This is a genomic window from Planotetraspora mira (assembly GCF_016863275.1).
GTDB classification, from domain to species: Bacteria; Actinomycetota; Actinomycetes; order Streptosporangiales; family Streptosporangiaceae; genus Planotetraspora; species Planotetraspora mira.
Genome location: NZ_BOOO01000047.1, coordinates 50,783 through 72,107, shown reverse-complemented (window position 1 = coordinate 72,107; position 21,325 = coordinate 50,783). Strand labels below are relative to the sequence as shown.

The 21,325-nt window shown below is 62.4% G+C and carries 14 protein-coding genes; 7 read left to right on the top strand and 7 right to left on the bottom strand.

Going from position 1 to position 21,325, the window contains the following annotated elements:
* Window positions 1-301 precede the first annotated feature (301 nt).
* Both Pmi06nite_RS37460 and Pmi06nite_RS37455 read left to right on the top strand, forming a co-directional pair.
* Window positions 302-514 (top strand): hypothetical protein, encoded by a 213-nt coding sequence (locus tag Pmi06nite_RS37460; protein ID WP_203957974.1) that lies wholly within the window; start codon window positions 302-304, stop codon window positions 512-514.
* Between the two features lie 330 nt (window positions 515-844).
* Window positions 845-2,443 (top strand): 3'-5' exonuclease, encoded by a 1,599-nt coding sequence (locus Pmi06nite_RS37455; RefSeq protein WP_203957973.1) that lies wholly within the window; start codon window positions 845-847, stop codon window positions 2,441-2,443.
* A 331-nt stretch (window positions 2,444-2,774) separates the two neighbouring features.
* Here Pmi06nite_RS37455 and Pmi06nite_RS37450 read toward each other — a convergent pair whose 3' ends face one another.
* The 3 genes from Pmi06nite_RS37450 to Pmi06nite_RS37440 all read right to left on the bottom strand — a co-directional run bounded on the left by Pmi06nite_RS37450 (window position 2,775) and on the right by Pmi06nite_RS37440 (window position 10,295).
* Entirely contained in the window at window positions 2,775-7,955 is a 5,181-nt protein-coding gene (locus tag Pmi06nite_RS37450; RefSeq protein WP_203957972.1) for an NACHT domain-containing protein, read from the bottom strand.
* Between the two features lie 712 nt (window positions 7,956-8,667).
* Window positions 8,668-9,186 (bottom strand): SAF domain-containing protein, encoded by a 519-nt coding sequence (locus Pmi06nite_RS37445; protein ID WP_203957971.1) that lies wholly within the window; start codon window positions 9,184-9,186, stop codon window positions 8,668-8,670.
* A 197-nt stretch (window positions 9,187-9,383) separates the two neighbouring features.
* Window positions 9,384-10,295 (bottom strand): hypothetical protein, encoded by a 912-nt coding sequence (locus Pmi06nite_RS37440; RefSeq protein ID WP_203957970.1) that lies wholly within the window; start codon window positions 10,293-10,295, stop codon window positions 9,384-9,386.
* A 678-nt stretch (window positions 10,296-10,973) separates the two neighbouring features.
* Between Pmi06nite_RS37440 and Pmi06nite_RS37435 the strand changes: the two genes are divergently transcribed.
* From Pmi06nite_RS37435 to Pmi06nite_RS37425, 3 genes are all read left to right on the top strand, one after another.
* A complete protein-coding gene (locus tag Pmi06nite_RS37435) occupies window positions 10,974-11,324 on the top strand; it encodes a hypothetical protein (protein WP_203957969.1) in 351 nt (116 codons plus the stop codon).
* Window positions 11,305-12,144 (top strand): hypothetical protein, encoded by an 840-nt coding sequence (locus Pmi06nite_RS37430; RefSeq protein ID WP_203957968.1) that lies wholly within the window; start codon window positions 11,305-11,307, stop codon window positions 12,142-12,144. Before Pmi06nite_RS37435 ends, Pmi06nite_RS37430 begins: the two co-directional genes overlap by 20 nt.
* 180 nt (window positions 12,145-12,324) lie before the next feature.
* The gene (locus Pmi06nite_RS37425) at window positions 12,325-12,552 is read left to right on the top strand and encodes a hypothetical protein (RefSeq protein WP_203957967.1); all 228 of its coding nucleotides are present in this window, start codon (window positions 12,325-12,327) and stop codon (window positions 12,550-12,552) included.
* A gap of 485 nt (window positions 12,553-13,037) precedes the next feature.
* Here Pmi06nite_RS37425 and Pmi06nite_RS37420 read toward each other — a convergent pair whose 3' ends face one another.
* Window positions 13,038-13,916, bottom strand: coding sequence for a hypothetical protein (locus Pmi06nite_RS37420; RefSeq protein ID WP_203957966.1), 879 nt, complete (start codon window positions 13,914-13,916; stop codon window positions 13,038-13,040).
* A 447-nt stretch (window positions 13,917-14,363) separates the two neighbouring features.
* The gene (locus Pmi06nite_RS37415; RefSeq protein ID WP_203957965.1) at window positions 14,364-15,059 is read right to left on the bottom strand and encodes a hypothetical protein; all 696 of its coding nucleotides are present in this window, start codon (window positions 15,057-15,059) and stop codon (window positions 14,364-14,366) included.
* A 1,938-nt stretch (window positions 15,060-16,997) separates the two neighbouring features.
* Here Pmi06nite_RS37415 and Pmi06nite_RS37410 point away from each other — a divergent pair.
* On the top strand, window positions 16,998-17,963 hold the full coding sequence (locus Pmi06nite_RS37410; RefSeq protein WP_203957964.1) for an HNH endonuclease: 966 nt from the start codon (window positions 16,998-17,000) through the stop codon (window positions 17,961-17,963).
* Between the two features lie 42 nt (window positions 17,964-18,005).
* Here the strand turns inward: Pmi06nite_RS37410 and Pmi06nite_RS37405 are convergent, their stop codons facing one another.
* Both Pmi06nite_RS37405 and Pmi06nite_RS37400 read right to left on the bottom strand, forming a co-directional pair.
* Window positions 18,006-18,923 carry a NaeI family type II restriction endonuclease gene (locus Pmi06nite_RS37405; protein WP_203958010.1) on the bottom strand — a complete coding sequence of 306 codons (918 nt, stop codon included), beginning with the start codon at window positions 18,921-18,923 and terminating at the stop codon, window positions 18,006-18,008.
* Window positions 18,924-19,374: 451 nt separating this feature from the next.
* Window positions 19,375-19,890 (bottom strand): very short patch repair endonuclease, encoded by a 516-nt coding sequence (locus Pmi06nite_RS37400; RefSeq protein WP_203957963.1) that lies wholly within the window; start codon window positions 19,888-19,890, stop codon window positions 19,375-19,377.
* A gap of 97 nt (window positions 19,891-19,987) precedes the next feature.
* On the opposite strand from Pmi06nite_RS37400, the gene Pmi06nite_RS37395 reads away from it, so the two are divergent.
* On the top strand, window positions 19,988-21,289 hold the full coding sequence (locus Pmi06nite_RS37395) for a DNA cytosine methyltransferase (RefSeq protein ID WP_203957962.1): 1,302 nt from the start codon (window positions 19,988-19,990) through the stop codon (window positions 21,287-21,289).
* Window positions 21,290-21,325 lie beyond the last annotated feature (36 nt).

The following is a 21,325-nucleotide window of genomic DNA, read 5'->3' as shown; positions in this document are numbered from 1 at the left end:
CACTCGTTTGCGGATGAATAAGTGACTATAAGGCAGAAATTGGAGCTATATGCACAGATTTCGAAATGCTGCACCATGTGACCGTGCTGAGCGTGAGGCCGTTTGGTGTACTCGCTCTGTCGCTACGGCGGCATCTCTTCCCGGAACGACCCGGCCTCGACCACTCCACGCTGGCCATGCCGACCGGCACCTTATCGATCACTCGATCGATGGCACCCTCCTCCGGGAGGCGAGCCAGTTCCCAGCCCACCATCACCGCAACTACCAACCGGCCGAGGTCGAGTTCGGCGAGGACGACCAGGTGGTGAGATTCACGGCTACCTACGCGGTGGCCGAGGAGATCGATTACTGGGCGGAACTCCTGCCTTGGTGGGCGAACCAGAACCTTGGTAAGGAGCTGGAGGAGCTCACCGTTGGGCACTTCCGGGTAAGGGCCAACGGTCCTCAAGGCTCCGCGGTAGTGGAGCTGGTGCAACGTGCAGGTAGGTGGTTCGTCGATGGTGTCGAGGACTAGCGGCCCGAGTGCGCCCTCAGTAGTAGGGGTCGAGCCGCAACTGAACGGCCAGTGGCGTTAGTGAGTGACGCTACCCGTGTGCCTGCCCGGTCGAAGACGGCGAGCAGCCAGTCCATCACTTGCGCGGCCAGGGCCAGGAGCCGGCCCGTGACAGGTAGAACTCGATCGGCGCCACGATCCTGCATGGGCGCAGCACCGCGGTCTGGCGGCGGAGCACCGCGCTAATCGTGCGGCTTCAACCGCCTCAGTTCCTCGCTCAGGTAGACGGTATATGGCTGTATCGTCTGCCATTGTTTCGTTCCAAAAGTTCAGGTTGGAGGACTACACGCCATGTTTACCTACGGCCAGCTCACGCGCACGCCGGGTGTCGATCCACGGAGCCTGACCTTCGCAATTTTGGATGTGGAGACCACGGGGCTGCATCCGGGGAAGGGCTCGCGCGTTTGCGAGATTGGCATCGTGCGAATGCGAGGCGACGGGGTCATTCTCGACGAGTACTCCACACTCATCGATCCGCGGCTCAGAATTTCCAACGCAGACTTCCATGGCATCACGGATGCCGACGTCAAAGGTGCTCCCACCTTCGAGCAGGTCGCCGGGGACATGCTCGCCTATCTGAGTGGTGCGGTGGTTGTTGGCCACAACCTGGAGTTCGAGGAAAAGTTCATTGTGGCCGAGTTAGGCCGTCTCGGCATCAAGCTGAGCGGTCTTCCGGGGTTGTGCACGCTGGTGATGTCCCGTACCCACCTTGAGCAGTACGGATATCGCCTCGACAGCGTCGCGAGCCTCGTGACGGGAGAGTGGCCGAGCGCTGCGCACTCTGCTCTTGGCGATGCTCGGACCCTGGCATGGACGTTATCAAAGTTCATCGCCGAGGCGCCGCAGCGCCTCGCGTGGGCCGGTCCAGGACCAGTACAACTGCCTCCACACCCCCGCAGCGGATTCATCGCACCAAGAGCAGCCGGCTTGAGAAAGGGCAGCGATGGATGGCTGGCGACCCTGACCGCGCGGCTTCCCCTGATGGCGCACCCGCCTGCGCCCCGCCCAGCGGGCGTGGCCGCATATCAGGCCGTGCTCGGCCACGCACTGGCGGACGGCCGCATCGTGGGAGAGGAAGCCGCACAACTCGCCACGCTGGCAGCACGGGCAGGCCTCACACAAACCACAGCACGACAGGTGCACGAAGGCTTTCTCGCTGGTGTGCGCACTCGTGCGGAAGCCGATGGTGTGGTCACCACGGCCGAATTGAAGGAGTTGCAGCGAGCCGCCAAGGAGTTGTCAGCCTCCCATCTGATTGGGGACTTGGAGGAGGCGGCAGCAGCCGACCGCGCGAAGAAGAACGGCCCGCTTAAAGGCTGGCGACTGCTGCCCGTTGGAGACGGGCCGGCGTTGGTCGATGTCATGGACTACGCGGCCGCTCATGGAGCGACGGTCGCGGTCAACGTGACAAAGACGGTCCGCCTTGTGGTGGCCGTCGACGCGGACGGAGACCCCCGGATCGGCAAGGCAATCGCCGCGGGAATCAGCGTGGTCGATCCGGAGAGCGCGCAGGTACTTCTCCAGAAAGAGGTCAGTGCCAGCCAGGACGGCCTGTTCGCAAATAGCGAGGGACAGGCACTGTCGGAGAAGCTAACTGCCGAACGGCAGCGCACGGCAGGAGCCCGGCGACCAGACTGGCATGAGGCTTGGCGGCAACGAGAACTGACTCCAGCCGAGTACAAGTCCCTCTTCGTCGACCGCCGTTCAGACTGGGACGGGAGCCCAGGGGACTACTCCATTCGCGTGGAGTTGCAACCCGCGGCCTCCAGCCCTGGACGGCAAGCGGGGAAGAGCGCAGCCAAGCAGGGCAGCGGCTGTGCGGGAGCCGTACTCCTCATCGGTGGCTCAGGAGCAGTCCTCGTCGAACTGTTGCGCCACATTCTCACTTGACCTGTCCGCATCCAGTGGGCGGTCTCCTCCCGCGCCTGGGGATGGGGCCACACGATCCGAGAGGGCGGCGCCAACGGGAAATGCCTGATGGCGCCGCACCTCCGCTGTGATGTCTCCGTCGACCGGCCTGGCCAAGGGAAAGCCATGCGAGGTGACGGCAACAGTGGCGGCAGCCTCGACCACCACAGGCACACGCTGGGCACCGTAGGCACTATTCAGCCCCAGCTCATGGGTAGCCAGCAGGGTCCTGAAAAGCGGACGTCAGGCAGGCGAAGATCGGCGGTGGTCAGCGGCCTGGTGCCAAGGTCGCGTGCTGTAAGGCCTCGGCAGTTCACGCGTGCGAACCAGGTCGTTGGCTGTGAGCGGCGAGGTCCAGTACGGCGAGGCAGAGTGGGCCTTCGTGGTTGGTGAACGGGTTGTGCACGACGGTGTCGGGTGATGCGGATGCCAGGACACTACTGGCCGCTGCCGCGTCCTGCTGAGGTAGAGCGCCCGCTTGGCGCAGGGCGACGGCGAAGAGGTACGTGCGTTGTAGCGGTTGCAGGTCGGGACATGCGTCGGCAATCGGATCCCAGGGGTCTGCGAATATGGGGCTGTCCTCGCGGATTTCCATCGGTTTGCTGAGCGCAGCCTTGAACGCTTCGACGGCTTCGCCATCCATTCGCAGCCGCCGTACGAGCGGCTTGGTGAACATGGGCAAATACAGGTCGGACATGCCCATACGGATGCGGGTGTGGGCGCGGGTCACAATGGCGGGCAGGTCTCGCGGATCAGCTGTGCCGAACGCAACGGCCAGCGTGTCGGCCCAGCCGCGGTGCTCGCGAGCCGCACGGTCTGTTCGGAACCACGATTCGAGGTCACGGAGGGCAGCGATGGACACGCTGTCCGCCGGAAACAGCTGGGCATACGGGGCTAGCTTTTCGCTGACGTCGATGCGGCCTGACCCGGCGTCGATCGCGCCTTCAGTGAGAATGACCTTGAATGCCTCGTCGGACACATTCCAGCTGTCTCGGTCCAGCACTGAGTCGAGGACTTGGTCATGCCTGCGGAGCGCCGTGCCGTCGAGCCTGGCCACGAGCGCACGAAGGACTCCTTCGCTGCCCCGGTTCTCTTCCTTGGCCCACAGGAGGAAATGCCGATCTTGCCGTAGTGCGGCATCGGTGCCGGCCTCGCCGCGGAGCATCTCCGCGATGGCGGGGTACCGGGAAGCGACGGTTGCCAGCGCTGACATGACATGGCGGCGGCCCTTCAGGCGCTGGAAGAGGTCGTCGCCGAAGTGTACGCGCAACCGTTCCCAGTTCTCGGCGACCAAGTCGACCAGGATTTGATCCACGTCACCGTCGTAGAGGACATCCAGTTTGACGCCGGGTGCCTGCCCTGAGTGGCCGATGGTTTCCTGGATACCGTCGCTGAGCGTGAGGTCCTCGAGCATGAGCATGCCGATCCATGCCAGTTGCCGACGCTCCTCAAGTTCAAGGCCGTAAGCGCACAGCTCGTCCTTGATCTCCTTGCGTAGCCACTTCATTTCGGCGGTCAGTGTGTCGGCGCCTCCTACGTTGTTGTGGGCTTGCTGGTGACGCTTGATCGCTTGGGTGAGCCCGATGAAAGCGTTGCGGCGAACCTCGGTGTCGGGTTCGTTCCTCCACTCTGCCATGACGTCGATGAGCTCGTTCGCGGCGAGCGAGCTACGTGCCAGTCCGAAGGCCAGTACTTCGCGCAGCTCTGGTTCGATGTGCTTGAGCAGATTGAGGGTCTTGTCGAGGATTCGGCGGGAGGGATCGTCGGTCCTGCCGCAGTAGGCCCTGAGAATCGTGACCGGGATAGCGTCCGAAATGCCCGAGTTGATGGCCTTTGGGTCATGGAAGAGCTTGTCGGCGAACTCCTGGACCGCTGGTTGCCCGGGCCAGGCGGTGATGACGGCTGGGACGTGCCACATCAAGGGGCGGGAGTTCACCGCCATGCACAGCATCGACAGTTCGGCCGGGTCGTAGGTGGCGAGCACGTCCCGTGCGGCTTCGCCTTCGGTGCCTGCTTCCCGGGCGGCGTCCTCAAACCGCTTCCAGGCGTCGGCTACCGCCTGGGCCACGACGACCGGTTCTTCCCCACGTTTGCCTGGCTGGCGTAGCAGGGATACCAGGACGGCGAAGCCCTCTTTCGGGCCGAGCATGTCGATGGCAACGCCGGCCATGGGCGCGGCGCGCGTGTAATCACCGCGAAGTCGGCTGGTGAGGGCTGTACGGACGTGCTCATCGTCTGCGTACCGCTCGACCAGGTTGCGGGCCGCGGTGTAGGGGCGCCAGGTGTCCAGGCTGCGTAACAGCACCTTCCGGGCATCATCGGGTGGCATCGCGGTGGCGAGACCGGCGACGTTGTACGCCGGCTCCCTCAGTTTGGCGTCCACGTACGGATGGAGCGCTTGAGCGAATGCCGGATCGACGCACCACTGCTGGGGAATCATGCCGATGTCGTACAAGATCAAGCCGTGTCCCTTGGGCTCGGCAAGTTCTGCGGCCACCCATGCCTTGAAGCGGCTGTCGTCGGCGAAGGCGTTGCAGGCGAGGGTCCATGCAAGCCGTCGGGCGCCGCCGGTGCGTCCGTTCGTCGTCAAGGTCTCCAGCGCGAAATCGGCTGCCTGCGCGTTGCCGGTGGCCGCGATGTTGACGAGGTCCGCTACGGGCCACGGCCCCAGGAGGTGGTCCTCACGGCGGAGCAGTAAGAGCAGCCAGTCACGTTCTTCCGGGCGGAACAGCGCGGCGTCACCAGACGGGCTGCCGCGTTGTAGCAGGTGCAGGCCGACCACTCGGAGCGGTGTGGACGGCTGGCGGCGGGCCCAGTCGATCAAGCGGATTGTGTCGGGTGTCCCGGCCCAGCCGTTGCCGAGGGCGAGGATGGCGGCGGCCTGCGTTGCCGAGGATGGCCCGGCCTCAGCGAACGCTACCAGCCGGTCCACCAGGCTTGGCTGGCCGCCGAACCGGTGTGCGATGGACCTCGCCGCGTTGATCTTCACGTGGTCTTCGGGGTGCCGGATGCCCCAGAGCAGGTACTCGGCCGCGACCTCGTCGGCGATGTCGAGATCACGCAGCTCCCACATGGTTGAGAACACGGGGAGAGGTGCGGTGAGCCACCGTTTCATGATCGGAAGCAGGTGACTTCGGGCGGAGTGGCTCGCGAGTGTGCCGACGAGCGCGGTAATGAGGTTCGCCCGATGACGGAGCGAGGGATGGGTCTCGATACGTTCGACGAGGCGGTTCGAGTACGCGGTATGAGATTTCGGGGTGAGCTTGACGCCAGCGGCGAGCGCTTCGGCGAGCAATTCGTATCCGTCGACGTCTGCCCATCGGTGGCCACCCGTGTCGAGAGCCGCGGTGAGCAGTGATTCGGTTGCGTGAGGGCTGACCTGCTCGGCCAGCAGTGCGAGGAGCACGTCGCGCCAGGCCGGATCATGGATGAACTGCTGTACGTCCTTGACCTGCTCGTCGGCAGGCAGCGTAGCGAGGTACTGACCGGCCAGGTGGTCGAGCACTACCCGATGCAGGAAACCCAAGGCACCGGCGCCGTGCGAGACGATAAGGCCGAACTCGTCTTCTGCCATGGCAAGGACCGCGTCGGCGATCTTGCGGGCGTCGTGTTTCGAATAGCCGAGGACTTCGTCGTCCGTCATCGACTCGACTATGAGCCTGCGCATCTCCGGCTTGGTGACGGCACCGGCGGGATCCTTGACGCGAAGGCGGTAGGCCACAGCGGCGAACAGGGTGGTCATCTCGGTGGCTGTCAGCAGTGCCCCTCGCGCATGTGAGGCGCGCTGCCGCATCTGAGGATGCTTTTCGATGAGTAACTCGACGAGCCGGGCATAGATCTTGAACCGCTGCCGCGGCAAGGGCTCGCCCTGCCATGTCGCGGCCAGCAACGTCAGGAAAAGAGGGGACCGGGAGAGCTCGACGAGTTCGGGGGTGGCGGCGAGTTGGTCGAGGAACGGCTCGACACCGGCGCTCCACATCGGCCGGGCAGCCGGTGCGGCTTCCGACTGTGTGACTGGCAAGAGGATCCCGGCAGCGATGATGCGGCGTTGCTGGTCGGTCAGCGGCGTGATCTCCGCCAGTGCCCACCGGCGCGTCCAGTTGAGCCGGTCGACCGCGTACGGGCGCGTGGAGAGGATCGCCGAGGCGTTGGTGCGGCCGAGGAACGCCTCGAGGATCCCGAGAGCACGCTCGGCTGCGCCGACGTCGCCCCACTCATCGACTCCGTCGACGAGGAGCAGCAAGCGGTCGTCCTGCAGTGCGCGCTGGACCAGTGGCCAAAGGTGGGTGGCGCTCTGCGACTTCAGCCAAGCTTCAGCCGCCGAGACAAGCGAGTTCTCCGTCGACGCTTCGAGATGGCGGCACAGGAACCCGAACGGAAGCCAGATCGGCAGGTCGGAGGCGTGTTCCCGCTGCAGCGCGATCGATTGCGGTTGGGACGAGAGCAGGTCCGTTGCCGTGAACCGAAGGAGGCTCGACTTGCCCGCTCCTGGACGGCCGACAAGCAGCCGGTACTTGCCTCCAGCTAGCCACTCGTCGGCCGTGAGGGTGCTATCTGTGGCAGGCATGGTCCGGCTCGTCCGGTTGAGCAGGTGGCGGGCAGATCTGAACGACTGCCGGCGGGCGCCCAGCCGCGAGGCGATGAAGGTGTGGCCGTCCACCGGACCTTGCGCAAGGTTTTGACCTTCACCAGGCGGCTCAGGCAATTCGACGTCGAGGATCTCGGACTGCTGGCGGTTGGGATCGACATCCAAAATCACAAACTCGTGGTCGGGCGCTGTGTTCTCGACGGGATGGACCCCGCCCTGGGCGGAGAAAACGGCCTGATAGAGGTCACGCAGCCCGGCGCGTAGCTTGCTGCTGTCCTGGCGGGGCAGGTTGTTCGCGAGGGCTTGTGCTGCCTCCGGGCCGCAGAAGCGTTCCACCCAGGGCCGGCCGAAGAAGTCATCAACGATGCGAGGATGCTCTTTCAGCAGGCTAGAGACCTCCTGCACACCCCACGGGACAAAGGTGATCTCGAGTTTGGCCAGGCGTTCGGTCTGCTGGCGGATCGCGGCGTCCAGCTTCGTGTCCTGCAGGTCGAACGAGGTAGCGAAATGAAACGTTGACGTCTTGTCGCCCCATTCGCCCCCAAGCAAGTCGTCAACAGCCTTCTCAATCTTGGCTGCGGTTAGTGATTCGACCCGCCGCGATTGCAGGGTGATGTAATCCCGGCCGCCGGTTTCACTATCTGTCAAGTCCAGCGGGAGTCGAGCGTAAGCATCTATCCCAGCTTGGGCCTGACCTGGAACGCCGAAGAGCTTGGCATACTGAACCGGCCGGACCGTGTGCAACAGCTTGAGAAACAGGCGCTCGGCGTCAGACCAGTGCAGATCGCCGATGGGCAGCACCTGAGCCCTGGTATCGATGGGTAGTGAGGGAAGCGGCCCTGTAGGGGCAGCCCACAAGAGCGCTTCGGTGCGGTCAGCGCCGTGCCTCTCGTCCGCGTAGGCCATCGTCGTCGCTCCTTCGCCGTAACTCACCGGTGCTTCGACCGTCAGACCAGGCACGAGATCTGCTGCGCGCTCATGCCTTGGCTTCGGATGGCCCCAATTTCATCGCCTGGTGCAGGCATATAGGGAGGTTATCGGCGACTGACGCTCTGTCAGCCAGACAGCGGTGAGGCTGCACAATCGCCTCCGGAAGGCCAGGGGCGAAATGACAGCAGCGCTGACAGCAACGTCCCCACACGAGGGCACATGCCGACTACCGTCCACACCCTTCTGACCGCAGTTTTCTCTGTCCGAGAAGGGTGATTAGTCCGCATGAAAATCGGACGGTCGCAATCACTTAGCTCATTGACGGATGGCACCACCCCGCTCACTGCAGGTAGATGAAACCCACCATCGTCAAGATCTTTTCGAATCACGACCCGAACTGGTTCCCCAACGACACAGACGGGGCCGCTCACCGGTGCAGCGCGCACGGGGAGGCCGGGGCATGCGGCGGAGTCGGTAGCCATGACGTGCTACTCGAAGAGAGGGACGGAACCCCGGTACGTTGGGCGGGACGCCAGGGATTCGCCAACCGATGGCATCACCGTGGTCCGCTAGCCCTCGGACAGGCAGCCGCACTTCGTACGATCTTGAGCATCGGAGCGGCACCTTGTACTTGGTAGGTGAGACCTTCAGGAGTTTCGCCACGTTGTGACGGACTACCTCCTCGTACTCAGTTCGCGGAGCGAAGCAGAAAGACACGGTCGGAAAGGATTTCGCTGGCGTGCGCTTCGGCCTCTTTGAGGCGAAGTGCGACAGCTAGCGAGGCACGGCCATTGCTTTCCTTGGTCACAGGAGACATCACTACTCCGTTCAGCCCGAGTACCTTCCGGCTTCTCCCAGGAAAGATCAGTCGAATGCGGTCTCCACTTCTCAGCGTTCCGGCGAGCGCGCCGGCCCCAGGAACTGAAATGCCAGTGACGACCACCGCATGGCCGAGAAAGTCGGTGACCTTCGGAGACAGATCCGACGTGGCGAGAGCCTCGTCCCGTTGGATCGGCTTCAGAGTTAGCCTGCCGTCAATCGGCAGAGCGGCATAGTGTGCCTCTTCCTCGGCTGGTCGAGTGCTGAGGACCACATCGTCCATGGAGAGCAGGTGGTAGGCAGGTAAGTTCCGCTTGACGACTAGCACGGGCACCTGACGCGACTCGGACAGCTTCCACAGAAGCACCACGACGAGCGCGGTGATCATGGCCACGATGGCATATCGGGAGAACATCCCGAAGCTAGGACCGCGAGGTGGCTCGTCATCGACCCACTCCTTGACCGGTTCCCGGGTCGCGTCAGCGTCTGGCGCCACAGAGAAACCCGCGTCCGGCGGAAGATCCTCGGGCGTCGCGCCGATCGGCCGACCGGGGCCGACATCTGGTAGGTCGCCACTTGTCGTCATCATTGCATTTCCGTAGTGGAAGCGATGGATTGATTATCGTAGATCCATCCCAGAGCGGTCCCGCTGACAATGAAATTCATTAGTTCGGCCCACTGCTTGCGCTCTTCGTCAAGATTTCTGGGGAATGGCGCGCGGTACCTGGCCAATAGGTCGAGACGGTGAGCGTCAAACGCCGACCGAAGTTGTTCCCCGTATTCGACGGCCGCCGGAATGGCCGAAACATAAGTCAAGTACGAAAGAAAGGAGGCAATGCCGCACACAAGCACTGCGCCGAGCATAGTAGTACCCAGTACTGCTGCGAACACTACGTTCCCAACACCGACCGTGACGAACCAAAGGGAGAGAACCAGCAGGAATTCCAAGGTGGCACGAGCATCCTGAATGTCGCTTATCGTGCTCTGCGGAAGGACACGATAGATCCTCGGCCAGATGGTGATTGTATCCACACCATAGCGACGCCAGGGATATGTTTCAGCGGCGCGTATGACGTTGCCCAGTCGCGTGGGGAGGATATCGCTCTCCCGCGGATATGATCGGTACGTACGATAGTCAGCGCCTTGGGCATTAGACGCAAGCCGTCGACGCTCACCTCTGTGCCATCGCACGGCCGGTCGACTGATGGGGCGCCATCGCATCGTCGGGTATCCCTCGTAGAGTCGGATGATGTTGCGCCATTGACTCGCGACGATGGCCCCGCTAAACCAACAGGTCACGAAATAGCCAAGCAGAAAGAGGAACTGCACTGTCGTGGCCTGCCCATCCCACCACCGGATGAGCCGGGCCAACAGGTCCTCCTGGACGAGCGCGGGCGCCGCCGCCGCTGGAGCGACCAACAGGACAGGCAGGAAGGCGTTCTTCAAGAACCGCCGCTCAAGCAGTGAGGCCGCTCTGTCGAACAGGCCCTCGATCATGTAGGAGATACTCGCACAACTCGTAGCGGATGGTCGTTGGCCGCCTTGGCTCGTGAGCATCGGGGCGGCTTGCGAAACCATCCGTCCCAGATCACGTCACATGTTTCGCACTTTAACTTAACGAGAACCTGTTTCGTAGGCCGGTGGCTGGAGTTCTTCGGGCACTGGTCCGCATCCGACGCCCTCACATACACACGACCGCAGTCGTCGCACCATACGTACACGGAGACGGTCGGAACCTGTCGCGGGGTATCCCCGGGCGGAATCATTTCGCCAGGGCTCATGGCATGAACCCCCGCTCCACATAAAACCCTTGATGCGAGATTGGGTCTCGATCTGCGCCATGTCAACACGCGTTTTCCGTTCACCCGTCCGCGATACCTGAAGTACACAACAAGGATGATCATGGATGTGAATACATGAACTACGCATACATCCCAAAACGAACGATCGCACCGGGCCCGGGCGGTGCCCCCGGCACGAGTACATGCCGACTATTGCCAATACCACGCTGACCACGGTTCCACTGTCTGATAACGGTGATTGCCCGAGGTCCGGCGGGTCCTCGACGGCGGGTGATGTGGTCAGGAGTCGTCTCGGGAAGACGATGCTGTCCCACAATGAAGCTGTCGCGACGTATGCCTGTCACTGACGGCTTCATGCATTTACCGTCGGTACATGAACCCGATGGAAGCGGCCGTGTGGGGGCTCTCAGGCGGCGGGGCCGCCGGCCTGGTCGGGCTGAGCGCGGCGGTGGTGGCAGCGAAGTACAAGTTTCCCTGGCCCAGCACCGAGGAACGATGGGCCCGGCTTTTCGTCCTGGCTGTCGGGTTGGCCGTGGGGGCGGTGGTCGCGGCCGCAGCGAGCCAGCAGATGAGCGGTCCCTGGCCAGCGTTCATCATGGGGGTAGGGGCGCCGGCCATGGTGCAGGGGCTCCTAGCGCGCGTTGAGGTGACAGAGGCCAAACCCGGCGACGCGGCGCAGAAGGAGCTGGAGGGAGGTGACAAGGATGTTGCGGGTGCGGCCTGACAGCCTGCTCGGCCGACTGGCACGAGGAAACAGGCCCAAGCCGTGGCTGCGGATCACCGTGTCCCCACGATGGGCGCGGCTCCTCGTTGCTGCAGGTGCCCAGCCCGCCTCTACCGACACAATGACGGTGACGTTCACTGGGCAGACTGATGTGGCAGTTGGCGTCGGCATCACCCGTGTGATCAGAGTCCATGTTGCTGATGACGCTGCCGCGATCACGCCTCGGGCCGAATCCGAGCGCGTTGTCATGCTTCTCGAAGCACGCCGTGATGCGCGCCATCTCGCAGCGGTGCTTGCCCAGGTCGGCGCGCAGATGGAGCGTTTCGGCCGAGAGGCGGATTTCTCGCGGGACGCCACCATCGTGCGACATGTGTTTGCTCGCTACACCGGGGACCTGCAAGGAGCTTTGGAGATCGGTGACCGCCTGTACCGAATGCTCCGCAGACTTGCTGTCAGCGCGGATGAGGCCGCGTCGGTAAACAAGATGCTCGGGACTCTTCTCCGCAAGAATCTAGAGAGGCCGCTGCGGGTGACCTCCAGGAGTGCAGCGACCTGGAGCTTGAGCATCGACGTGGTGCTGTCGATGGTCGACGTGGTCAAGGGTCGCCTTGGCGGCATCTCGATCGATGCGTCAGGCCTGGATCTGTCCAAGCACATTGAGGCGCACCATCTGAAGGACATGCAGGGCGTCGTGTGGACATCCGAGACGCGCTGGCCAGCCGACCTCGCCGATAACGTGCGGGCGCAATCCCGCGAGATTCGGCCTGGGGTATTCGAGTTCGCCGGTGACCTCGGTGACCGAGTTCCGGAGGGCGTCTAGTCCAGCGCGAAGCCGCACCATCCTGGGTGGTCAAGCTGGAGGACGCACTGCTGGCTTGAGGTCGGGTCTTCGACCGCACGGCGGTAGCACCCTGAGGTCGCGCATGCCGTCATCGCCCCAGACCAGCCACCACTCGTCTTGGTTAAGCGCCTGGCCCAGGGACAGGTGCGGGAAATCACCGTGTATTTGCTGGATCTCGCAGTGCAGCGTGTCCTCGACCTGGTGATCACCGTCGAGTGCCTCCAGGGCGGCCCTCTCCTCGACCGTGAGGACGGTCGCGACGGAACACCACTGCTGTATTTGGTCGAGACGGCGCAGACGTTCCGCTTTGACGTCGAGCCGCCGATCGGTGCTAACGAGTGGGTCGTGCGCATGTGGCGGCGGCACTGCAACGCCGTCCAGGAGTAGTGAGCATCAGTGGCTGGGCCCTGCGTCCAGCCGGTCGGGATCGGCCGACCAGCCGTGGGGGCAGGTTCAGTAGGTCATGGAAACATCGGATCCCGCTGACAGCCGTGCATCCGGACCACCGAGCGGGGGCAGCCGGGCCTGCACGGGGATCTGCGGCACTGCTCGGTGAACGTCTGACGCGGGCAGGATGTCTGGTCACATCAATAGCGCCGCTTACGCCAGAGCAACGCACGCCCGCGGCCCGCCACCGGCAGATGCCGTGGACGGGTGGTCACCCATCCTTCACCCGGACCGCGGCGGCCCCGAACTGCGGGTCGTATCTCGCGCGTTGATCGGCGCCAGGTGCACCGCTGGCCCATTCTGCATTCCGTTACCTCCGGCGACGACCTTCGTGACGGCCAGGCCATCCAGGCCACGCAGCAGGCGGCTTCCCTTCAAAAGCAGCGCTGGAGTCGCCAATCCTTGCCTCGGATTCAGCGGCTGACCTAATCGAACGACGGCAGGGCGCGAATCAAATGACCGACCCTCATCTGATCAGGCATTGGCCAGTATGCGTAACGAGGTTCGAGCATACAGTGAAACGCTCCGCAGCCAATCAGTGCTTCCAGAAGATCAAGCGGCGACGCCAGAAACAACCCAAACGATCTAAACGCCTCGCGCTGCTTCAAAATACCCTTGTCCATTGTCATGAAGACATGTATCCCCATGCGAGCTGCAGACGCAACAAGTACGCGATCGAAGCCCTGAGGCAGCCCTGCTAACGCATCCTCTAGTAAGGAGTCCGGAAGAATCAGCAAACCTTCTCTGGAAGGAAGATCCATCCCGGAGGGCTCACTGCTTACCAAGCCCAGCGCCGAAGTAAACTCTTCAAACGCTCTGATCCGGTGAGCCTTACGTTCGGCCGAGAGGCGCTTCTTCGCATCGTTGATTGACGCAGGCAGGATAATAAATCTGATATCCCTTAGTACCCACAAGGCAATCAGCAGTTGGAGACCCTCTAGCTCGCTCGCATAGTTTTCGTCGGCCACGACCGGTAGATCGTTGCCCTCCCACAAGGCTCGCCCGTAGTTAAAGTAGTCTATAACCATATTCGTGTCCCACGCTATGAACAGTGGACCACGACCTCTGCGCGTGTGAAACAGACTAGGGAAATCTTCATAAACGAAGTGCGGACCCTCGGGAACCCATCCTTCAGGCGGCCAAAAACGAGAATCTTCTTGCCGCAGAGCGGATAGCTCCGCTCTCAGTCGAGCAGCCATCGAGTTGAAGAGATGGAGGCCCCATGCCTCAAGACTACGATAGTCGGCCGTGAGATCGACATAAAGAATTTGCGGATCAAACGGATGTCCGCCATGTGCTTCCATAAGCCCATTATGGCACTCAGCCGCGTCCTGACTCATAACCGAACAAGTTAGGAGGGGAACCGTTGAAGGCTTCGATAGGGAGTTCCTCCGGCGTCCCCATGCTGTAGTCAGGGGCGGCACGGCCAGACGCCTGCCAGGTCCGCACCCGCTACGGTGCTCAGGAAGCTAGCGGCCGCGCCGCGGACGCGGTGCTCGTGCCCGATTGGACATTTTGTCGTGGCAGCTAACACCATCCGGCACCTCGGCGCATATCCAGGCGCTCATGCCAGCCCTGGACGACTGTGCTCAGATCTGACCTTGCTACGGATCAGAAGGACTGGGCAAGACTCTCGGCCACGCATGGCAGAGGCACTCCGTTGTCAGTCGCCACAACGGCTTGCGGGGCAACGGCGGCCTGTCTCGAAGTCCGGAAGCGAGGCGTTGGTCTTAGGCCAGCCGTCACGCATCTCAGCTTTTCTTGAAGGACCAGACGCCGTCAGCGTGCACCGTGACGAGGATCGTCCCATCAGGGAGGGGGACCTCCCCGCGCCAACTGCCGATTTCGTTGACGAGATTCTCCCGGCTGGACTCGGTGTAGGCGTCCACGATGAAGTTCGAGCTCCCGGAGTGACGGGCGTTCACTGTAGTGAGGCCGGCGCTCGGCGGGTTGACAATCACCACGTCGTCGCCGCGGCCGGTAAGTCCGGCACCGGTCCACTGCCGAGCCTTGGAAATGGGCTTGAGCGTCACCGTCCACTTCCCGTCGGCGTCGATCTTGAGCGCCGCTGTCTCCGTGCCCTCGTCCTCATTGAGCAGGACGCTTCCCTTATAGATGCCGATCTCGTTGACGATCGAGCTCTGCTCAGCACCGCGGGCGTCGAGTGGCGAGACGATGAAGTTCGATTGCCCGCGATGCGTGAGCGTAACAAGCCACACGTCCGTCCAATCGCTCTTGCGCAGCTTGATGACCTTTGCGCTTACCCCGCTGTACCTGCGTGGGGAGGGCTCTGGGCTGGGTGTCGGCGATGGCTCGTCGGACGGAGTGGTCTCCTCGTCGCTCGAGGCCCTGTCGGTGGCCTTGGCTGGCGCGTTTCTGGTTTCGCTGGACTGCGCGACCTTGTTGGTCGTGCCAGTCGGCACTGTCAGCGTGCCGACGACCGCCATGCAGCCGACGAGGAGGACGAAGGGCAGCCCGATGACGAGGAGCCAGAAGCCCGGGCCCTTGCCTTTCCGGTGCGGCGGCGGGGGCTGCCACCCTGGCGGGTATTGCCACCCGGGTGGCTGCTGGGGAGGCGTGCCGCCGTACTGGGGCTGGCCGGGGGGCGGCCCATAGGGGCCTTGTGGGCCCGGCTGCTGGTGCATGGCGTCACTCCAGAGGCTTGGGATGCTCGGTGCCATAGATGGACGTGCACTTCGCCTCCCGGGTTGCCTAGCGTGATTGGAACGTTAGAAAGAGAGGAATGGCCGCTCAGTGGGATGGTTTGACGGCCGAGGAACCGCAGGTCGGCCCTATCGCGGGTTGGCCGTCCGAATGATCTACCACTGCGGTCCGACGCGCCCAAGAGATCGGACCATGACGATCGCTGACTTCGTTATGCCGTTCAGATATAGCAACCGTTGCCGACTTCTCACTGGATGGCCGCCAGATGACGGCACCGGCGACGGCAACACCGACCACCATAGGCACAAGCTCCCTAGAAAACGTTCCACACCCTGCCCATCGGCAGTCAGCGCAGCGATCGCTACGCCCTGAGAAAGCGACCGTCATTCGGCTCTCATGGGGTCCGGAGCGATTCAGCCTTGTGCCCAATCACCACGAATCGCGGGCTAACCATGCCTCCCGTGGCAGTACCTGTCCTCCCGCTAACGCTTCGGTATCGCCGGCCAACACTACGCCTGCCCCAAGCGTCGTATGTCTACAGGCAGTCGTATGTCTACACGCACTCGCAGCCCAGGAGCACCGTGGCGCATGATCCCGGACATGACTACTACTGGGCCGGACAACCGCCCCAGGCCCAACAGATTCGACTGGGTCCTCTGCGTCCAGTGATCCGCGACCGGACGAATCTCATTCCCGTATCGGCCTTTTATGCGCTATGTGGCATTTTGGCTGGCGTAACAGTGGCCTGCTCTACCTCGACAGCACCGTCGTCAACGCGCCCTGTCGCGACCGTTACCGTGACTATGAAAGTTCCCGAGTCCCCTGCTGTAAGACCAACGTCGACATCCGGAAACGTGGCGCTTCCCTCTCTTCCGCCGGTGCCGATAGAGCCAGCTCAGCCGTCCTTGATTTTCGAGCTGGATTGTGTCACCCCTCCGCAGCGCGTTCTGGGCGACGCAACGCTTGGCGATCCGTTTCTATTTGATCCACGAGCTAGCGTTGCCTTCACCGGCAGGAAAGCAACAGTGACGATGTGGGTCGACGGATTCAAGGCTCATATCATTACGATAGACCGCGATACTGAAGTACGAGTCCCGCAGCGCATCGACTTGACTCACAAGTTCTATCCGGTTGCCGGATCTCGTCAGCATAAGATAAAAGCCGTACTCAAGGACTCGGCAGGTCGCACGCTCACACGGAAATGCTCGTTCCCTTTGCGTTTTGGGTAGCAGATGGCCTATGCCGCCAGGGGCTAAGACCGAGGCCCGGCTGTACAGCCAAGCTCGCTGACCACCGCGCCGATCCGCGATGCCAGATGGGGAGCGCTCCGCTGGTAACGCTCCAGCACGCCGGACAGCTGTCGCCACCCACCGGGAAGACCAGGCGATGACCCACACCACCACCAGCACACGGCGCGCATCAACCGGGACATCGGCAACGGCCCAGTCGTGGGTAGCCGTACCCGGTCTGTCTCGGCCCGGTATGAGCAGGTGACCGGCCGGACGGGAATTTGCGTCAGCACCGAATCACGCTCACTTTCGTCCGCTGCATCCTCACCACCAGCGACCGCGCTCATCAGTTCATCAAGATCAAGAATGACTCACTATGATGCAACTGACCCTTCTTTACCACCGAATCCGTGACGGGGCCGTTCAAAGGACAGGCCCCCAGTAGGGCTCGATGGCGTGCGGGATTATTACAAACTATGCAAAACTGGCGCCATGTCCGGCGATCAAGCCCTCACCAAGCTCCGCACCCTCGCTGACAGTCATCAGCGGCGTCTTTCCTGGTTCGTTGACCACGCGGGTGCAATCACCCCGTTTCCCGGCCGGATGGACGACGGATCCTTCCTAGTGTCCGCGCCGAAAGGAATCTACAAGCCGGCAGACCTTGAGTACGCCCTAAGCATCCGAATCAACCTTCGAAGTCCTTACCCAGACGGTGCAGTGCGGACAAGAGAGGACGGCAGCTGGTTCTTCAACTATCACCAGGAAGGCCTTTCCCCGGCTCAGCGTGACCGCATGTACACCAACAGAGGGCTGATGGCCTGCCTGCGGGACGCCGTCCCCGTGGGAGTACTCGATGAAATACCGCCCAAGAATGGCCGCAGTCAATACATCGTTCGCGGCCTAGCTCACCCGGTGGCGTGGGAGGACGGTTACTTCTTCTTCGAAAGCCTTGTCGGCCCTAGCCGGCCACGCGGCAACACCGCCGCCGAGGTCCTCATCCGCGATGCCGAAGAGGCCGTATCCGAGCAAGATGACCCGCCAGATGACGACTACGACGCCCGCCGACGCGTCTACCGACAGATCGTCATGCGTCGCGGGCAGCGTGGCTTCCGCCAGGACCTATTGAGGGCGTACGGCTACTCATGCGCCGTCACTGGTTGTCCGGTGGAAGACGTCCTTGAAGCTGCACATCTGCGTCCCTATCGAGGGCCAGCCTCCAACACCGTGACCAACGGGCTGCTGTTGCGGGCCGATATCCATACGCTGCTTGACCTTCAAATGCTGGCGGTCATGCCCGAGTCAAGGACCATCCTCGTCTCGAAGTTGCTCCTTCAGACGGAGTACGCCGGACTGAGCGGCAGTCGCCTTAGGGAGCCTACGCAGTTGACATGGCGGCCGACGGACGAGATTCTGCACTCCTTGTGGCGTAGTTTCTGCGAGGCCGAGGCGTCGAGATAGCCGCCTATTGAGGCGGTTTGCCGACTGCTGTCAATGCTGACTTCAGAGCCGGCCGATTTCAGGGAGCCGAGGGCCCGGCTCGATTGGATCTACCGTTGTTGCTAGGACCCATTTCTCCCCGTCGAGCTCAACCCATCGGAAGTTTCCATGGTGTGCTTGACGGCGTGCGAGTCTCGCGCTGACGAACTCACCCGGGCCAGGTGTCGGCAGGCCGAGAGCCGTTGCCGCTTGAGCATGGCTCTTGTACTGGCCGAATATGACGATTCCTTCGCTGCGCAGGGCCGTCCTCGCACCACCGTTACCTCGGACCCGCTTCATGTAGTCCTCCTGCATGGCGACGGTGGCAACAACGCTGCGGCTGATGAGCATGCCCTGGGCACGCCGGAACAACTCATTGATCTTCTTCTGGCCGCTTGCGGGGCCGAAAATCGCGTCGATGTCCTCAGCTGTTAGGCGCAGGAGCACATTCTCCTGTAGCGGCGCGCTCTTGAACAGCCAGCGAATCGCCCCGCGACCTTGTTTACTTAGGCTGCGTTTAGCATCGCGGTTCTCCCCCTTGTTGAGATTTTCTTCGTCCGCTCGGATCAATCCCGCACTCCAGAGACCGTCCTTGTCGTTAGCCCATAAGCCTAGAAGAATTCTGCCAACCGCCTCGGGCGGAATCATCCAGTCAGCCAACTTCTGGGAGTACTTGCAGTCGACCTCTACTCCGACGATCAAGTAGTCGAGGATTCTGCCATCCTCGAAGCCGAACTCCCTCTGGAGATTGATCTCAATCAGCGTGCCACAGTGGGTCTTCTCAGTTTTGTGGAGCTGTTCCCAGCGAAACCGGCCCGTGTGTTGGCCATCAAGCAACATGTCGAACGTACGTCGGATCGCCGCTGCCATCCGTGCACCTCGGGGGTCCACGCTCAGCAGGTGAGCGTGGACGGCTTCTAACGCAGGATCGATCGTACTCATACCAGGTAGCGGCTCATTGATCACTGGCTGAATGTAGCCGAATTACTGCACATAAAGCGACATGCCAGCACAACAGATTTGGCAAGCCGCAGCGCAATAGATCAGAGCACGACTGCATGGCATGATCCGTTCGGGTGTCTCAGTTTCCCGCGCTCAGTATCCGCCGCATCACACGCGCCCACCCGGGCCGGGGAGCTCCTTGGACATCTCATATGACGTGACCCTCGTCACGCACCTCGTGCATGCGCCTGACCAGGTGTCGTGGACGCACGGTCTCTCGTCGGTCCGCAAGAGTAGGCCTGTTACCCGGCGCGGGGAGGGCATAGTTGCTGATGAGGCATCAGCTGGCTCGCCTGACGAGGCATGCCGAGCCAGCGCGTACCTGGCTCACTAGCTGCGCGATACGTAACCGCCCAACTATCCGACCCCTGGCACCTCAGTGCCAGCTCCGTCAGGTGGTCGGATTCTGTCGTCGTTCTTCGCTACTCTCGCTCCTATGTTCGGCACGGGAGCTCAGCGCTGTGACCACGGCCTGCACCGCATTAGGCATGGGCTCATGCTCCCAGAGCCGGACAACATGCCAGCCCGCGGCTTCCAGGGCCGCGTTGACGAGCTGATCACGTTCCATGTTGCGGAGCAGTTTTGGTGCCCAGTACCACTCGTTGGTGCTGGGGTGACGCCCGTGATCTGGGCAGACGTGCCAGAAGCAACCGTCAACGAAGACAGCGATCTTGCGGCTCGTGAAGACGATGTCCGGACGTACTCTCACGCCCTGCAGGTCAAGTCGATAGTCCTTCCGGTACCGATAGCCCAGCCGGTGGAGCGCGCTACGCAGAGCCACTTCCGGCTTGGTATTAGCGCGCCGGTTAGCCTGCATGTTGCGCGATCGCCCGTCGTTGAGCGGCGCCGGATAGCGGCCACGCGCGTGCGCCAGCTTCCGCGCCTGCTCTCGGCTACTCTCTGCCATGGCCTGCCTAGTCTTCCTGTGGCCCAGTCCTCCCTTCCGGGACGATACAACTTCTGCCGAACCGTCCCCACCACAGATCACGCAAGGAGTGCCCTCTATGGCTCTTGAGGTTGTCGAGATCTGCGCCGGAGCCGGCGGGCAAGCCCTTGGCTTGCACCTTGCGGGCTTTAAACACCGCCTGGCGTTCGAGCTTGATTCCAATGCCTGCAGCACTCTCCGTGAAAACGCTCGACTCCGCAATATCGAGGTCAGCAACCCCGAGCACGTCGAAGACGGTCAGTGGGTCGTGCAGGGTGACGTGGCCGACCCTCAGATCTGGACGCCAGACAAGTTCACAGGGATAGATCTCCTTGCTGGAGGCGTTCCATGCCCGCCCTTCACGATCGCCGGCAAGCAGCTTGGCGCCACCGATGAACGCGACCTCTTCGCCTGGGCAGTTGAGCAAGTTGCCGTTGTGAAGCCACGCGCCCTGCTTTTGGAAAATGTCCGAGGGCTTAGCATGCCGCGCTTTAGGGGGTACCGCCAGCACGTCCTCGACAGACTACAAGAATTGGGATATCAGGCAGAATGGCGGCTCTTGCATGCCGCGAAGTTCGGCGTATCACAGCTACGCCCCAGGTTTGTTCTGGTCGCCATGAGACCAGACGACTTCGCATACTTCCAATGGCCCGAAGGTTCCGAAGAACGCCCACCCAGTGTGGGCGAGACTCTTCGCGATCTGATGGCAGAGAATGGGTGGGAGGGCGTGGACGATTGGGTGAAGAAGGCCAACGACATTGCGCCCACCATCGTTGGCGGTTCCAAGAAACATGGCGGGGCGGATCTTGGCCCCACGCGCGCTAAGAGGGCATGGGCGGCCCTTGGCGTCGACGCATACGGCGTCCATGACACCGCGCCTCCCTACTCCGACAAGCGGCCAATGACAGAATACGGCCCCAAACTGACCTGTGAAATGGTGGCAAGGCTGCAGGGCTGGGACCACAAGGAATACAAATGGACCTTCACAGGCCCCAAAACCTCTCGTTATCGCCAAATAGGTAACGCCTTTCCGCCGCCAGTTGCCAAGGCTCTCGGCCTTGCAATCGGTGCTGCACTCCGCCACGAGGGCGAGAAGCGTCAGCTCGAGACAGACCGCGCGCATGACCTCGTTTATCGGGCTCTCCGCGCTGCCGGCGATTTCATGACTGTCGAGCAAATCATGGCCAAAGCCGACATCCAGCTCACCGATCCGGAAATCGAGAGGCGCATCACCCTCCTCAGCCGAGACTTTGAAATCGCCAAAGTAGAGCAGAGCACGGGAGACCTGGCCTACAAGCTCGTTGAGTTCAAAGCGTTCGTCGGCCAAAACGATCATCTGCGTCACGAGTACGTCCGCACCAAGCCCCAAACGATCAGCTAGCGGCCGCGACAACGGCCATCGGCACGGATTACACCT

What these genes read in the sequence shown, in the direction of transcription:
- Pmi06nite_RS37455 (WP_203957973.1), top strand. Translation starts at nt 845, where the DNA reads ATGTTTACCTACGGCCAGCTCACGCGCACGCCGGGTGTCGATCCACGG.
- Pmi06nite_RS37450 (WP_203957972.1), bottom strand. Translation starts at nt 7,955, where the DNA reads ATGGCCTACGCGGACGAGAGGCACGGCGCTGACCGCACCGAAGCGCTC.
- Pmi06nite_RS37445 (WP_203957971.1), bottom strand. Translation starts at nt 9,186, where the DNA reads ATGATCACCGCGCTCGTCGTGGTGCTTCTGTGGAAGCTGTCCGAGTCG.
- Pmi06nite_RS37440 (WP_203957970.1), bottom strand. Translation starts at nt 10,295, where the DNA reads ATGATCGAGGGCCTGTTCGACAGAGCGGCCTCACTGCTTGAGCGGCGG.
- Pmi06nite_RS37435 (WP_203957969.1), top strand. Translation starts at nt 10,974, where the DNA reads ATGAACCCGATGGAAGCGGCCGTGTGGGGGCTCTCAGGCGGCGGGGCC.
- Pmi06nite_RS37430 (WP_203957968.1), top strand. Translation starts at nt 11,305, where the DNA reads ATGTTGCGGGTGCGGCCTGACAGCCTGCTCGGCCGACTGGCACGAGGA.
- Pmi06nite_RS37420 (WP_203957966.1), bottom strand. Translation starts at nt 13,916, where the DNA reads ATGGAAGCACATGGCGGACATCCGTTTGATCCGCAAATTCTTTATGTC.
- Pmi06nite_RS37415 (WP_203957965.1), bottom strand. Translation starts at nt 15,059, where the DNA reads ATGGCGGTCGTCGGCACGCTGACAGTGCCGACTGGCACGACCAACAAG.
- Pmi06nite_RS37410 (WP_203957964.1), top strand. Translation starts at nt 16,998, where the DNA reads ATGTCCGGCGATCAAGCCCTCACCAAGCTCCGCACCCTCGCTGACAGT.
- Pmi06nite_RS37405 (WP_203958010.1), bottom strand. Translation starts at nt 18,923, where the DNA reads ATGAGTACGATCGATCCTGCGTTAGAAGCCGTCCACGCTCACCTGCTG.
- Pmi06nite_RS37400 (WP_203957963.1), bottom strand. Translation starts at nt 19,890, where the DNA reads ATGGCAGAGAGTAGCCGAGAGCAGGCGCGGAAGCTGGCGCACGCGCGT.
- Pmi06nite_RS37395 (WP_203957962.1), top strand. Translation starts at nt 19,988, where the DNA reads ATGGCTCTTGAGGTTGTCGAGATCTGCGCCGGAGCCGGCGGGCAAGCC.